Genomic DNA, 13,630 nt, shown 5'->3' with positions numbered 1-13,630 from the left:
CCACCGTGCGTCGGCCTCCTGTGAGAAGGCTTAGAGCACGGTCAGAAGAAGTTCAGACCTGACGGTCGCGGCTCTCCCAGTACGGCGCCCGCAGGTCGCGCTTGAGCACCTTGCCCGTCGGGTTGCGGGGGAGGGCCTCGACGACGTCGACCGACTTCGGGCACTTGTAGTGCGCGAGCCGCTCGCGGCACCACTCGATCAGCTCGACGTCGCTCGCCTGCTCGCCCTCCTTGAAGGCGACGAACGCCTTGACCGACTCGCCCCAGGTGTCGTCCGGTACGCCGACGACCGCGACCTCGAGAACCGCCGGATGCTCGGACAGCACCCGCTCGACCTCGGGGGAGTAGATGTTCTCCCCGCCGCTGATGATCATGTCCTTGAGCCGGTCGGAGACGAACAGGTAGCCGCCCTCGTCGAGGTGGCCGATGTCGCCGGTGCGGAACCAGCCGTCCTCGGTGATCACCTCGGCGGTCGCCTCGGGGTTGTTGTGGTAGCCCTTCATGACCTGCGGCGACCGCAGCCAGATCTCACCCGGCTCGCCCGTCGGCAGGTCCGCTCCGGTGCTCGCGTCGACGATGCGGACCTCCATGCCGGGGATCGCGGTGCCGGCCGAGAGCAGCCGCTCGGGGTGGCCCTCCTGCTCCGCGGTGCGGTGCTCCGCCGGCAGCAGGTGGGTCGCCACGCCCGCCACCTCGGTGAGGCCGTAGACCTGGATGAAGTCGGTCTCGGGCCAGGCCTCCATCGCGGCGCGCAGCAGCGGGGGCGGCATCGGCGCGGCGCCGTACGTGTAGACCTTCAGCGCCCCGAACAGCTTGATCGCGTCGGGCCCCGCCTGGAGGACCTGCGCGAGCACCGCCGGCACGAGGAACGTGCAGTTGGCGCCGGCCATGATCGCGCCGGCGAGCGAGGCGCCGTCGGGGTCGCGGGTCATCACGCTCGGCACGCCGTCGTGGATGCCGAACAGGACGTACGACGAGCCGCCCACGTGGAAGAGCGGCATCGCGACCATCGACTTGTCGCCCGGCCCGAATCCCCAGCCGTCGTGGGCGTTGACGGTGTGGCTGACCATGTTGCGGTGCGTCAGCGAGACGCCCTTGGGCCGGCCGGTGGTGCCGGAGGAGTAGAGGATCAGGCAGACGTCGTCCTCGAGCACGTCGGGCCCGTCGTCGCACGGCCGCGCGGCCTGGAGGAACGCCTCGTACTCGTCGCCGTCGCCACCTTCGGGCGTGACGGTGATGATCTTGCGGACGTGGGGGAGCCGGTCGCGGATCGCCTCCACCGTCGGCATCAGCTCGGCGCCGACGAACAGCACCTCCGCGCCGCAGTCGTTGAGCACGTAGTCGACCTCGTCGCCGGCCATCCGCCAGTTGACGATCGCGTTGGCCGCGCCGATCGAGGCGGCGCCGAGGCTGATCTCCACGCAGGCCGGGTGGTTCTTGTCGAGGAACCCCACGACGTCGCCGCGCCCGATGCCCAGGTCGCGCAGGCCCCCGGCGGCGCGGTGCACGCGCTCGTGCCACTGCGCCCAGGTCCAGGTGCGGCCCTGGTAGGTCATCGCCTCCGCGTCGGGCGTGGCCTCGGCCCAGTAGTTGAGCCGGTCCTCGACGTACGTCGGCTCGGGCGGGGTGGCGGGCGGCCAGCCGGCCGTCTGGCGGGGCGTGGTGTCTGTGCTCACCCGGGCGATTGTGTCGCACGTCACAAGGCGGCACAACGATCCGGACCGACCCCTGCCGTTCACCCGCGCCCGTGACAATGCCGGGCGTGACCGCGCCCCTTCCCGCTCTCCTGCGCGGATCCGAGGCTCCGCGGCCGCGCACGCTCGTCGACGTCGTGCGGACCGTCTCAGCTGCGCATCCCGACGCGATGGCCCTCGACAGCGGGGCCGACACGGTCACCTACGCCGAGTTCCTCGAGGCCGCGGAGGCGCTTGCCGACGAGCTCGCCTCCCTGGGCGTGGGTGCCGGCGACAAGGTCGGCGTCCGGCTGCCGTCGGGCACCACCGACCTCTACGTCGCGATCATGGGCGTGCTCGTCGCCGGCGCGGCGTACGTCCCCGTCGACGCCGACGACCCGGAGGAACGGGCCCGGCTGGTGTTCGGCGAAGCCGGCATCGCGGCGCTCGTCGGTCCGGGCCTCGCGGTCGAGCCGTACGCCGCGCGTCCGCCGCGCGAGCGCACCGACCCCACGCCGGACGACGACGCGTGGGTCATCTTCACGTCGGGGTCCACGGGCACGCCCAAGGGCGTGGCGGTGACCCACCGCAACGCGGCTGCGTTCGTCGACGCCGAGGCGCGGATGTTCCTCCAGGACGCGCCGCTCGAACCGGGCGACCGGGTGATGGCGGGCCTCAGCGTCGCGTTCGACGCGAGCTGCGAGGAGATGTGGCTGGCCTGGGCGTACGGCGCCTGCCTCGTCCCCGCGCCGCGGGCTCTCGTGCGCAGCGGCATCGACGTCGGGCCGTGGCTCACGGCCAACCAGATCACCGTCGTGTCGACCGTGCCGACGCTGGTCAGCCTGTGGCCCGACGACGCCCTGGACCGGGTCCGGCTGCTGATCCTCGGCGGCGAGGCACTGCCGCCGGAGCTCGCCGCGCGCCTGGTGCGCGACGGCCGCGAGGTCTGGAACACCTACGGCCCGACCGAGGCGACCGTGGTCGCGTGCGGTGCGCAGGTCACGGCCGACGGGCCGGTGCGGATCGGTCTCCCGCTCGCTGGCTGGGACCTCGTCGTCGTCGACGCCGACGGCCGGCCCGTTGCCGAGGGGGAGCGCGGCGAGCTGATCATCGGTGGGGTCGGCCTCGCCCGCTACCTCGACCCGGCCAAGGACGCCGAGAAGTACGCGCCGATGCCGTCCCTCGGCTGGGACCGCGCGTACCGCAGCGGCGACGTCGTCGTGAACGACCCCGACGGCCTGCTGTTCGCCGGTCGCGCGGACGACCAGGTCAAGCTCGGCGGTCGCCGGATCGAGCTCGGGGAGATCGACTCGGCGCTGCTCGGGCTGCCGGGCGTGACGGCGGCCGCGGCCGCCGTACGACGTTCGGCGACAGGCAACCAGCTGCTCGTCGGCTACCTCGCCGTCTCCGAGGAGTACGACGCCGCGGCCTCCGTGGCCCACCTGCGCGCGACCATGCCCGCGGCGCTCGTGCCGCGGCTGGCCGTCGTCGACGACCTGCCGACGCGCACGTCGGGCAAGGTCGACCGCGACGCCCTGCCCTGGCCACTGCCCTCGTCGAGCAGCGCGGCCGGCTTCGCCGGCACCGCCGCGCGGGTCGCCGAGGTCTGGCAGCAGGTGCTCGGCGCGGCGCCGGAGAGCGCCGACGACGACTTCTTCGACCTCGGCGGCGGCAGTCTGACCGCTGCTCAGGTCGTGACGATGCTCCGAGCCGAGTTCCCCGATCTCACCGTCGGCGACACGTACGAGCACCCCACCGTCGGGGCGCTCGCCACCTATCTCGACTCGCTCGCGCACCGCGACCCGCTGGCCGAGGAGACCCGGCGCGTGCAGCCGATCCCGCGCAAGACCCAGGTCGGGCAGGTCGTCGCCGTGCCGCTGATCCGGCTTTTCGCAGCCCCGCGGTGGATCGCGTGGCTGCTCGTCACCGCGCGCGTCGTGCACGACGTCTACGGGGTCGGGTGGCTGCCCGCGACGCCGTGGCCGGTCGCGCTCGGGCTGCTCGTCCTGTTCGTCACGCCGGTCGGCCGGATCCTCTTCGCCGCCAGCATGGCGCGGATCGTGCTCGCCGGCGTCGTTCCCGGGGCATACCCGCGCGGCGGCAAGGTCCACCTGCGGCTGTGGGCCGCCGAGCGGCTCGTCGACCAGATCGGCGCGACGACGCTGGCGTGCGCGCCGTACATGACCTGGTACGCGCGCCTCCTCGGCTCCAAGGTCGGCAGCAACGCCGATCTCCACTCGATCCCGCCGGTCACCGGGTTCCTGCGCCTCGGGCGCGGAGCGTCGATCGAGCCGGAGGTCGACATCACCGGCTACTGGGTCGACGGCGACACGCTCCACCTCGGCCGCGTGACGGTGGGCAAGCGCGCCCGCGTCGGCGCCCGGTCGATGCTCTGCCCGGACGCGGTCGTCGGCGAGGACGCCGAGGTCGCGCCGGGATCCGCGGTGTTCGGCCGGGTGCCGGCCGGTGAGTTCTGGTCCGGCGCGCCGGCCACCCAGGTCAAGACCGCCGCCCGCGGACCGTGGGCCGAGCGGCCGGTCACCTCCCGCGGCTGGTCGGCGGCGTACGCCGCCGCGGCCACCGCGCTCTCGCTGCTGCCCGCCGTTGCGCTGCTCGCGGTCGCAGCGCCGCTGCTCGCGCTGGCCGACGCAGGCGCGACCGACGACGCGGGCGATCTCGCGGCCGAGCTGCTGCCCTGGCTGGTGCCTGCCACTGCCCTCGGGCTGGTCGTGCTCGCCGCCCTGGTGCTCGCGGTGGTGCGGCTGGCGGGCGTCGGGCTCGTGCCCGGCGCCCACCCGGTGCGCAGCCTCCGCGCGCTCCAGGTCTGGGCCACGATGCGCGTGCTCGACGAGGCTCGCACCTGGCTGTTCCCCCTCTACAGCTCCCAGCTCACGCCGACCTGGTTGCGGCTGCTCGGCGCCCGGATCGGCAAGGACGTCGAGGCCTCGACGGTGCTGATGATCCCTGCGCTGACCCACGTCAACGACCTCGCGTTCCTGGCCGACGACACCCTGATCGGCGGCTACGAGCTCGGCGGCGGCTGGCTGCGGGTCGACCGGGTCAAGGTCGGCAAGCGCGCTTTCGTCGGCAACTCCGGCATGGCCGCGCCCGGGCGGAAGGTCCCGAAGCGGTCGCTCGTCGCGGTGCTGTCGGCGGCACCCGCCCGCAAGACGGTGCAGGCCGGGGAGTCGTGGCTCGGGAGTCCGCCGTCGCCGTTGCGCCGCGCGGCGCAGGAGTCCGGCGACGAGCGCACCTACGCCCCGCCCACCCGGCTCAAGGTCGCGCGCGGCTGCTGGGAGGCCGCGCGCGTCCTCGCCGTCGCGGCCGGCGTCGCCCTCCACGGCGGGGTCGTGCTGGCCGTGCTCGCGCTCTGGGTGTCGTACGGCGCCCCGGTGGGCGCGGTCGCCGTACCCCTCCTGCTGGCGGTCGCCGGAGTCCTGGCTGCCGGCCTCGCGGTCGCCGCCAAGTGGCTCCTGGTCGGGCGGGTGCGCAGCGGCACCCATCCCCTCTGGAGCTCGTTCGTGTGGCGGAACGAGCTCGCCGACACCGTCGTCGAGGTGGTCGCGACGCCCTGGTTCGCGGGCCTCGCGACGGGCTCGCCGCTGCTCACCGCGTGGTTCCGGGCGATGGGCGCGCGGGTGGGCCGTGGCGTGTGGTGCGAGACCTACTGGCTGCCGGAGCCCGACCTCGTCGACCTCGGCGACGGCGCGACCGTCAACCAGGGCAGCGTGGTGCAGACCCACCTCTTCCACGACCGGCTGCTGGCCACCGACGCGGTGACGCTGCGGCGCGGCGCGACCCTCGGCCCCAACTCGGTGATCCTGCCTGCCGCCGCGGTGGGCCGGCACGCTACGGTCGGCCCGGTGTCGTTGGTGATGAGAGGCGAGTCGGTGCCCGACAAGACGCGTTGGATCGGCAACCCGATCGGACCGTGGGTCCTCGAGGACCCCGAGGTAGCCGAGTAGTGCACAACCGACTCCCCACGGCCGACCCCTACCTGCCCGGCCACGGCGACCCGTCCTACGGCGTCACCCACTACGAGCTCGACCTCGCCTACGACCTCGTCGGCAACCGGCTCGACGGTGTCGCGACGTTGAGCGTCGTCGTGCGGGAGCCGACCCAACGGCTGGTCCTCGACCTCGCCCACCTCGCCGTCGGCAAGGTGCGCGTCACGGGAGCCCGGCTTCAGCGCTACCGCCAGCGCGACGAGCGGCTCGTGCTCGAGCTCGCCGAGTCCGTGCAACCCGGCACCGAGCTCACGCTCCGCATCCCCTACGGCGGCATCCCCGAGCCCGTCGTCGACGAGCACCACGGCGACGCGGGCTGGGAGGAGCTCGACGACGGCGTGATCGTCGCCGCGCAGCCGCACGGTGCTCCTACGTGGTTCCCGTGCAACGACCGGCCCGATGACAAGGCGACCTACGACATCACCGTCGAGACCGCGCAGGGCTACTACGTCGCGAGCAACGGTGACCTCGTCTCCCGGCGTCGGAAGGCGAGCTCCGAGGAGTGGAGCTACGCGATGCGTGAGCCGATGGCGACGTACCTCGCGACCGTGCAGATCGGTCGCTACTCGGTCACTCCCGACCCGGCCGACGAGCGGGTCCGCACGATCGCGCCGGCCGGCGTCGACCTGAGCGGCTCGTTCGACCAGCAGGGCGCGATGATGGCCGCGTTCGAGCGCTGGTTCGGGCCCTATCCGTTCACGACGTACGCCGCCGTGGTCACGGCCGACGACCTCGAGATCCCGCTCGAGAGCCAGAGCCTCTCGACGTTCGGGCACAACTTCGTCACCGATGACTGGTCGCACCACCGGCTGGTCGCCCACGAGCTGTCGCACCAGTGGTTCGGCAACGCGGTGACGATGGCGCGGATGCAGGACATCTGGCTGCACGAGGGGTTCGCGTGCTACAGCGAGTGGCTGTGGTCGGAGGAGTCCGGCGGCCCGAAGTCGTGCGAGGAGTGGGCGCGGCACTACCACGACAAGTACGCCGACGCCCCCCGCGACCTGGTGCTCGCCGACCCCGGTGCGGAGCTGATGTTCGACGACCGCGTCTACAAGCGCGGCGCGCTCGCCCTGCACGCGCTGCGGGTGGCCGCCGGCGACGACACGTTCTTCGAGATCCTCCGCGACTGGGTCGCCGTCCACCGGGGTGGCTCGGTGACGACCGAGGACTTCCTCGCGCACGCCACCGCCCGGGCGCGGGTCGACGTCGCCGCGCTGCTCGAGCCGTGGCTGCGCGACACCGCGATGCCGCGTTTCCCGGAGGCCTGAGCCGGGGGCACACCGGGCTGCAGCCGCGTAGCATCCGAGCATGTTCGGCTTCGGCGGGTGGCAGACCGGTACGGCGACGGTCGTGGCACGCCGCCTGCTCAAGGAGTGGCGGTCGGCGCACACCGAGCACAGCCGCGGCATGAAGCGGCGGAAGTTCGAGTTCATCCTCGACGTGCATCCCGACGACGGCAGCCCGCGCTTCCGCGCGACGTGCAAGGACTCCGTGTTCGACCCGGTCCAGGGCGACACCGTGCCGGTGCTGTGCAAGCCGACGAGCGAGAAGGTCAAGCTCGATGCCGGCCGGCTCCTGCCTGGGGACAGGAAGGCGCCGCGTCGGTCGGCCGCCGAGGACGCGCGCTGGCAGCGGATGAAGTCCGACGAGCCCGGGTCGACGCCGCCCTAGGGGCTCAGCCGGTCGAACGGCTGGGCATAGCGGAAGCTCCCGGTCGTCCCGTCGTACGCCGTGAGCGTGCGCGCCTGGAAGTAGTCGCCCCACGCCGGGTCCGGCGCAGCGATGCCGATCGTCGATGCCGGGACGAACCCGAACCGGCGGTAGTACGCGGGTTCGCCGAGGAGGCCCACGAGGCTCTCGTCCATCGCGTCGGCCGCGCCGAGCACCGCGTGCATCAGCGCCGAGCCGACACCGGAGGACTGCTGGTCGGGGAGCACGCTCACCGGCCCCAGGCCGAGGGCGGGCCGGTCGTCGACGTACGCGCGGGTGCAGACGACGTGGCCGACGACGGTCTCGCCATCGACCGCGACCAGCGACAGCTCGGGGATCCAGCCGGGGTCGGCGCGCAGCCACGAGACCAGGGTGGCCTCGCCGGGCTCCCCGCTGTCGTCGACCGGCGGCGCGCTGTGGGCGGCGCTGCGGAAGGCAGCGGCCGTGACCGCGCGGATCGCGTCGATGTCGTCGGGGGTCTCGCGTCGCACCAGCACCCGGCCACCGTGGCGGCTCCGGCCGCCGCTCGCAACGGATTTCCTTCAGGCGATCCGCTCGCGGTGGTCCTCCGCCCGGCCGTGCAGCGGACACGGCTGCCGCGGCTCGCGCGGGCACAGCACCCACGCGGCGGAGGCCCGTGCACGGTAGAGCCGCCACGGCGCGTCGCCGGTGACCTCGGCGTGCGTCAACGCCGTCCCGCCCCGACCCGGCGGGCCGGGGTAGACCCGCAGCCCGTGCTCGAGGTCGTCGCCCGCGAGCTCGGTCGCCTCGTCAGCGGCGTACAGGCAGCGACCGTGGTACGCCGGCACCGTCGAGTCGAACACCGCCAGGCTGACCTGCCGCTGCACCGCGAGGTTGCGCGAGTGTTGGGACTCGCGGGACGACACCCAGTAGTAGTCGAGCAGGCCGTCGGCGGCGAAGTAGACCGGCGTCGTCCACGGGGCGCCGTCGGCGCCGACCGTGCCGAGAACGAGGTAGGCGTTCGCGGCTAGCAGGTCGTGGCCGTGGTCGACGAGCGAGGTCGTGGCTGCGGATTCACTCATGACGGCAGGACTCTCCTCGGGGGTGGAACTCATCGGCGGGTTCGGTGCCCTCAGGCATCATCGGGTGGTCTCTGGTCAACATGCTTGCCCGAGGTCCACCCGATACGCCGCAACCGCGGCCACGCTCCCGAAATGTCAACGGCGCCGGCCCCCGAGGGAACCGGCGCCGCCGTACGACGAGATCGAGAGAGCTCAGGCCCAGCGCTTCTCGCGGTGCACGAACTCCAGGGTCCGGTCACCGGTGTAGATCTGCTTCGGGCGGGCGATCTTCTGCTCCTTGTCGGTGACGAGCTCCTGCCACTGCGCGAGCCAGCCGGGCGTCCGGCCGATCGCGAACAGCACGGTGAACATCTCCGGCGGGAACTGTAGTGCCTCGTAGATGAGGCCCGAGTAGAAGTCGACGTTGGGGTAGAGCTTGCGCTTGACGAAGTACTCGTCCTCGAGCGCGATCTTCTCCAGCTCCAGCGCGATGTCGAGGAGCGGGTTGGTGCCGGTCACCTCGAAGACGTTCATCGCCTGCTGCTTGATGATCTTCGCGCGCGGGTCGTAGTTCTTGTACACGCGGTGGCCGAAGCCCATCAGCCGTTCGTCGCCGTTCTTCACGCCCTCGATGAACTCGGGGATCTTGTCGACCGAGCCGATGCGGCGCAGCATCCGCAGGACGGCCTCGTTGGCACCGCCGTGCAGCGGGCCGAAGAGGGCGCCGACGCCGGCGGCGACGGAGGAGTACGGGTCGACCTGGGTCGAGCCGACGGAGCGGACGGCGTTGGTCGAGGCGTTCTGCTCGTGGTCGGCGTGCAGGATGAACAGCACGTCGAGGGCCTTCGCGAGGCGCGGGTCGGGGTCGTACTTGACCTCGCTCATCTTGAAGAGCATCGAGAGGAAGTTCTCGGTGTAGGACAGGTCGTTGTCGGGATAGACGTACGGCTTGCCCTGCGCGTGCCGGAACGACCAGGCGCCGAGGGTCGGCATCTTCGCGATCATCCGGACGATCTGGATGTGCCGGTTGTCCTGGTCGGAGATGTTGCGCGACTCCGGGTAGAACGTCGACAGCGCGCCGACCGACGCCATCAGCATCCCCATCGGGTGAGCGTCGTAGCGGAAGCCGTGCATGAAGTCCTTGACGTTCTCGTGCACGAACGTGTGGTAGGTGATCTCGTGCACCCACTGCTCGTACTGCTCCTGGGTGGGCAGCTCGCCGTGGATGAGCAGGTAGGCCACCTCGAGGAACGTGGAGTCCTCGGCCAGCTGCTCGATCGGGTAGCCCCGGTACTCCAGGATGCCCTTCTCGCCGTCGATGAAGGTGACGGCGGAGCGGGTCGAGGCGGTGTTGAGGAATCCGGGGTCGTACGTCGCAAGGCCGGGCTGGTCATCGGCCGTCTTGATCTGACCCAGGTCAGTCGCACGGATGGTGCCGTCGACGATCGGGATCTCGTACTCCGCGCCGGTGCGGTTGTCGCGTACGGTGAGAGAGTCAGTCACGCCTTGCACCGTAGTCGCTCGGTCCTGACCCCGGAAAGGCGGTGTCCGGCCCGCGACCGCGCCAGGTCACCCGGCGACCGGCTCCTCGGCACCCGTTCGACGGCGAAATGCGAAGCCAGCGAGCAGCGCGATCGGGAACATCAGCACCCCGTAGATCGCGGCCGGGACCGCCAGCGCCTCCCGGTCGAGCACGCTGACGGCGACCGCGATCGCGAGCGTGCTGTTGTGGATGCCGACCTCGAAAGCCGACGCCACCGCCTGCCTCTGCTCGACGCCGAACAGCCGGGGGAGGAAGTAGCCGAGGGTCAGGCTGATCGCGCAGAAGACCACCGCCGCGACGCCGATGTCGGCCAGGTAGTCAGCGAGGTTGTCCCGCTCGGCGACCAGGGCGCCCACGATCACGAGGGCGAGCACCACGGCGGAGGCGATCCGCACCGGCTTGTCGGCGCGCGCGGCGAAGGCAGGGGACCGGCGTCGGACCAGCATCCCGATCGCCACCGGCACGAGCACGATGGCGAACACCTGGGCCGACTTGGCGAACTGCAAGCCGATGTCGTCGGCGCCGGGCGGGTCGAACCACCCCACCGCGAGGTTGACCACGAGCGGCAGCGTGACGACGGCGATCAGCGAGTTGACCGCGGTGAGGGTGATGTTGAGGGCCACGTCGCCGCGGAACAGGTGGCTGAACAGGTTGGCGGTCGTGCCGCCGGGCGACGCCGCCAGCAGCATCATCCCGACCGCGAGCATCGGCTCGAGGTCGAGGAGCTCGACCAGCCCGAAGCAGACGAGGGGCAGCGCCACGACCTGGGCGCCGAGGGCGATCGCCACCGGGCGGGGCGCCCTCCCGATCCGGCGGAAGTCGTCGACGGTGAGCGAGAGGCCGAGCCCGAACATGACGATCGCGAGCGCGGCCGGCAGCGCGACCGACACCAGAGCAGAGTCCACGGTTCCCTCCCGACGTGACGTGGATCACGATGGCAGGTCGTGGGCCGGTGCGCACGCGAACGGCGTACGCCGTTTTGACCGCTTCCCGCGGCGTCCGTAGTCTTGTGGATTGCGTCTCCTGCCGCTCTCGCGTGCGAGGGCAGACCCGGTCCGCTGAGTCGCAACGACTGGCCCGGGCAGTGTTCGTCAGAAGATGCCACGGCGGGGAACACCCCGACGTGTCCGACACGAACGAAAGTGTGCACAGCACCATGCGTACGTATGCCCCGAAGCCCGGCGACGTCGAGCGCCAGTGGCTCGTGATCGACGCGACCGACATCGTCCTCGGTCGCCTCGCCGTCACCGCCGCCAACCTCCTGCGCGGCAAGCACAAGCCGATCTTCGCGCCCAACGCGGACACCGGTGACTACGTCATCGTGATCAACGCGGAGAAGGTCGCGCTGTCCGGCAACAAGCGGACCAACAAGCTCGTCTACCGCCACTCCGGCTACCCGGGTGGTCTCACCGCCACCCCGATCGGCGAGGTCCTCGACAAGGACGCGCGCAAGGCGATCGAGAAGGCCGTCTGGGGCATGCTGCCGAAGAACCGTCTCGGCCGGCAGGTCATCAAGAAGCTCAAGGTCTACAACGGCCCCACGCACCCGCACCAGGCCCAGAAGGCCGTTCCGTTCGAGATCTCCAAGATCTCCCAGTGACCCGCTGACCGCCGAAAGAGACTTGAGGATTTCCACCGTGTCTGAGAACACCACCGAGGTCGAGGAGACCTACGAGACCGACGAGCAGGGCGTTGCCTACTCCAGCGAGAGCGCCCCGTCCGCCGACACCCCGGCCCGCCCGGCCACCATCGCCCCCGGCGCGGCCACCGGCCGCCGCAAGGAGGCCGTCGCCCGCGTCCGCATCGTCCCGGGCAACGGCACCTGGACCATCAACGGCCGCACGCTCGAGTCGTACTTCCCCAACAAGCTGCACCAGCAGGTCGTCAACGAGCCGTTCGCGGCTCTCGGCCTCGAGGGCCGCTTCGACGTGATCGCCCGCATCCACGGCGGCGGCATCACTGGCCAGGCCGGCGCGCTGCGCCTGGGCGTGGCCCGTGCGCTCAACGGCGTCGACGTCGAGGCCAACCGCCCGACCCTGAAGAAGGCCGGTCTGCTCACCCGCGACGCGCGGGCCACCGAGCGCAAGAAGGCCGGTCTCAAGAAGGCCCGTAAGGCCCCGCAGTACTCCAAGCGCTGATCCTGCGCCGCGTGCCGAGCGCCTCGCGGCGTTGTCGCCGCTCGACGACCGCTTCGCCTCCAAGGTCGCCTTCGCGGCTCCGCCTTGCGAGGCACTCCGGCACGCGACGCAGGCGCTAGCAACGGGACCACGACCGCCTCGGTCGTGGTCCCCTTGTGCTTGACCGGTAGCAAACGCAAGGAGACACGTGACCCGCATCTTCGGTACCGACGGCGTCCGCGGCCTGGCCAACGGCAAGCTCACCGCGGAGCTCGCGCTCGACCTCGGCGTGGCGGCCGCCCGCGTGCTCGTCGAGCACGAGGAGTACGGCGAGGGCCGGCCCCGGCCGTTGGCCGTCGTCGGCCGGGACACCCGGATCTCGGGGCAGTTCCTCGAGCACGCCGTGGTCGCGGGGCTCGCCTCGGCGGGGGTCGACGTGCTGCGGCTGCGTGTCCTGCCGACTCCGGGTGTCGCGTACTTCACCGACGCCCTCGGCGCCGACGTAGGGGTGGTCATCAGCGCCTCCCACAACCCGATGCCTGACAACGGCATCAAGTTCCTCGCCCGCGGCGGCGTGAAGCTCGACGACGCGCTCGAGCGCGAGATCGAGGAGCACGTCGGGCAGGAGTGGGACCGGCCGACCGGCGGCTCGGTGGGCCGCGTCACGCCGTACGGCCCGACCAGCGAGGAGTACGCCGCGCACCTCGTCTCCACCATCGAGAAGCCGCTGCACGGGCTCAAGGTGGTGCTCGACTGTGCCCACGGCGCCGCCAGCGAGGTCGGGCCGAAGGCGCTGGCCGACGCCGGCGCGACCGTGATCGCGATCGGCGCGGATCCCGACGGCCTCAACATCAACGACGGCTACGGCTCGACCCACCTCGAGCAGCTCCAGGCGGCGGTCCGCGAGCACGACGCCGACGCGGGCTTCGCCGTCGACGGCGACGCCGACCGGTGCCTGGCGGTCGACCACACCGGCGAGGTCGTCGACGGCGACCAGATCATGGCCGTGCTCGCGCTCGCGATGCACGAGACCGGCCACCTCGTCGACGGCACCCTCGTCGCGACCGTGATGAGCAACCTCGGCCTGCTGCGCGCGATGGCCGACGCGGGCGTGACCGTGCGCCAGACCGCGGTCGGCGACCGCTACGTCCTCGACGACATGCGCGCCGGCGGCTACACGCTGGGCGGCGAGCAGTCCGGCCACGTGATCCTGCGCGAGCACGCGACGACCGGCGACGGCCTGCTGACCGCGCTCCACGTGATGCAGCGGATGGTGGTCACCGGGAAGTCGCTGCGCGAGCTGGCCGGCGTGATGACCCGTTTTCCCCAGGTGCTCGTCAACGTCCCCGGTGTCGACAAGGACCGCTGCGACGACCCGGCGCTGCTGGCGGCGGTGGCCGAGGCCGAGGCCGACCTCGGCGACACCGGCCGCATCCTGCTGCGCCCGTCGGGCACCGAGCCGGTCGTGCGGGTGATGGTCGAGGCCGCGACGGCCGACAAGGCGCAGGGCGTCGCCGACGACCTCGCCGACGTGGTGCGGGAGCGCCTGGCGTTGTGAC

11 protein-coding genes are annotated in these 13,630 nt (G+C 71.9%); 6 read left to right on the top strand and 5 right to left on the bottom strand.

Annotation, left to right across the window (positions count from 1 at the left end):
* Positions 1 to 52: 52 nt before the first annotated feature.
* On the bottom strand, positions 53 to 1,675 hold the full coding sequence (locus tag HNR19_RS16985; RefSeq protein WP_179669012.1) for a long-chain-fatty-acid--CoA ligase: 1,623 nt from the start codon (positions 1,673 to 1,675) through the stop codon (positions 53 to 55).
* 86 nt (positions 1,676 to 1,761) lie between these two features.
* Between HNR19_RS16985 and HNR19_RS16980 the strand changes: the two genes are divergently transcribed.
* From HNR19_RS16980 to HNR19_RS16970, 3 genes are read left to right on the top strand one after another with little or no spacing between them, the layout of a single operon-like run.
* Positions 1,762 to 5,637 carry a Pls/PosA family non-ribosomal peptide synthetase gene (locus HNR19_RS16980; RefSeq protein WP_425490682.1) on the top strand — a complete coding sequence of 1,292 codons (3,876 nt, stop codon included), beginning with the start codon at positions 1,762 to 1,764 and terminating at the stop codon, positions 5,635 to 5,637.
* A complete protein-coding gene (locus HNR19_RS16975; protein ID WP_179669011.1) occupies positions 5,637 to 6,947 on the top strand; it encodes a M1 family aminopeptidase in 1,311 nt (436 codons plus the stop codon). The genes HNR19_RS16980 and HNR19_RS16975 overlap by 1 nt, the downstream gene beginning before the upstream one ends.
* Before the next feature lie 40 nt (positions 6,948 to 6,987).
* On the top strand, positions 6,988 to 7,350 hold the full coding sequence (locus HNR19_RS16970) for a hypothetical protein (RefSeq protein WP_179669010.1): 363 nt from the start codon (positions 6,988 to 6,990) through the stop codon (positions 7,348 to 7,350).
* On the opposite strand, the gene HNR19_RS16965 is transcribed toward HNR19_RS16970, so the two are convergent.
* The 4 genes from HNR19_RS16965 to HNR19_RS16950 all read right to left on the bottom strand — a co-directional run bounded on the left by HNR19_RS16965 (position 7,347) and on the right by HNR19_RS16950 (position 10,859).
* Positions 7,347 to 7,886 (bottom strand): GNAT family N-acetyltransferase, encoded by a 540-nt coding sequence (locus tag HNR19_RS16965; RefSeq protein ID WP_179669009.1) that lies wholly within the window; start codon positions 7,884 to 7,886, stop codon positions 7,347 to 7,349. The two genes, HNR19_RS16970 and HNR19_RS16965, sit on opposite strands and share 4 nt — an antisense overlap.
* 45 nt (positions 7,887 to 7,931) lie before the next feature.
* The gene (locus tag HNR19_RS16960) at positions 7,932 to 8,432 is read right to left on the bottom strand and encodes a pyridoxamine 5'-phosphate oxidase family protein (protein WP_179669008.1); all 501 of its coding nucleotides are present in this window, start codon (positions 8,430 to 8,432) and stop codon (positions 7,932 to 7,934) included.
* A 192-nt stretch (positions 8,433 to 8,624) separates the two neighbouring features.
* Entirely contained in the window at positions 8,625 to 9,914 is a 1,290-nt protein-coding gene (locus HNR19_RS16955; protein WP_179669007.1) for a citrate synthase, read from the bottom strand.
* Between the two features lie 66 nt (positions 9,915 to 9,980).
* Positions 9,981 to 10,859: a bile acid:sodium symporter gene (locus HNR19_RS16950; RefSeq protein WP_179669006.1), complete on the bottom strand. Its 879-nt coding sequence runs from the start codon at positions 10,857 to 10,859 to the stop codon at positions 9,981 to 9,983.
* Between the two features lie 251 nt (positions 10,860 to 11,110).
* Here HNR19_RS16950 and rplM point away from each other — a divergent pair, with 251 nt between their 5' ends.
* From rplM to glmM, 3 genes are all read left to right on the top strand, one after another.
* Entirely contained in the window at positions 11,111 to 11,554 is a 444-nt protein-coding gene (gene rplM / locus HNR19_RS16945; RefSeq protein ID WP_179669005.1) for a 50S ribosomal protein L13, read from the top strand.
* Between the two features lie 28 nt (positions 11,555 to 11,582).
* Positions 11,583 to 12,092 (top strand): 30S ribosomal protein S9, encoded by a 510-nt coding sequence (rpsI, locus tag HNR19_RS16940; protein ID WP_425490734.1) that lies wholly within the window; start codon positions 11,583 to 11,585, stop codon positions 12,090 to 12,092.
* 187 nt (positions 12,093 to 12,279) lie between these two features.
* Positions 12,280 to 13,629 (top strand): phosphoglucosamine mutase, encoded by a 1,350-nt coding sequence (gene glmM / locus HNR19_RS16935; protein ID WP_179669003.1) that lies wholly within the window; start codon positions 12,280 to 12,282, stop codon positions 13,627 to 13,629.
* Position 13,630: the final 1 nt, after the last annotated feature.

It is taken from the genome of Nocardioides thalensis (genome assembly GCF_013410655.1).
Taxonomy (GTDB): Bacteria; Actinomycetota; Actinomycetes; order Propionibacteriales; family Nocardioidaceae; genus Nocardioides; species Nocardioides thalensis.
The sequence above is the reverse complement of the archived record's forward strand: the minus strand, read 5'-3'. Positions and strand labels throughout refer to the sequence as shown.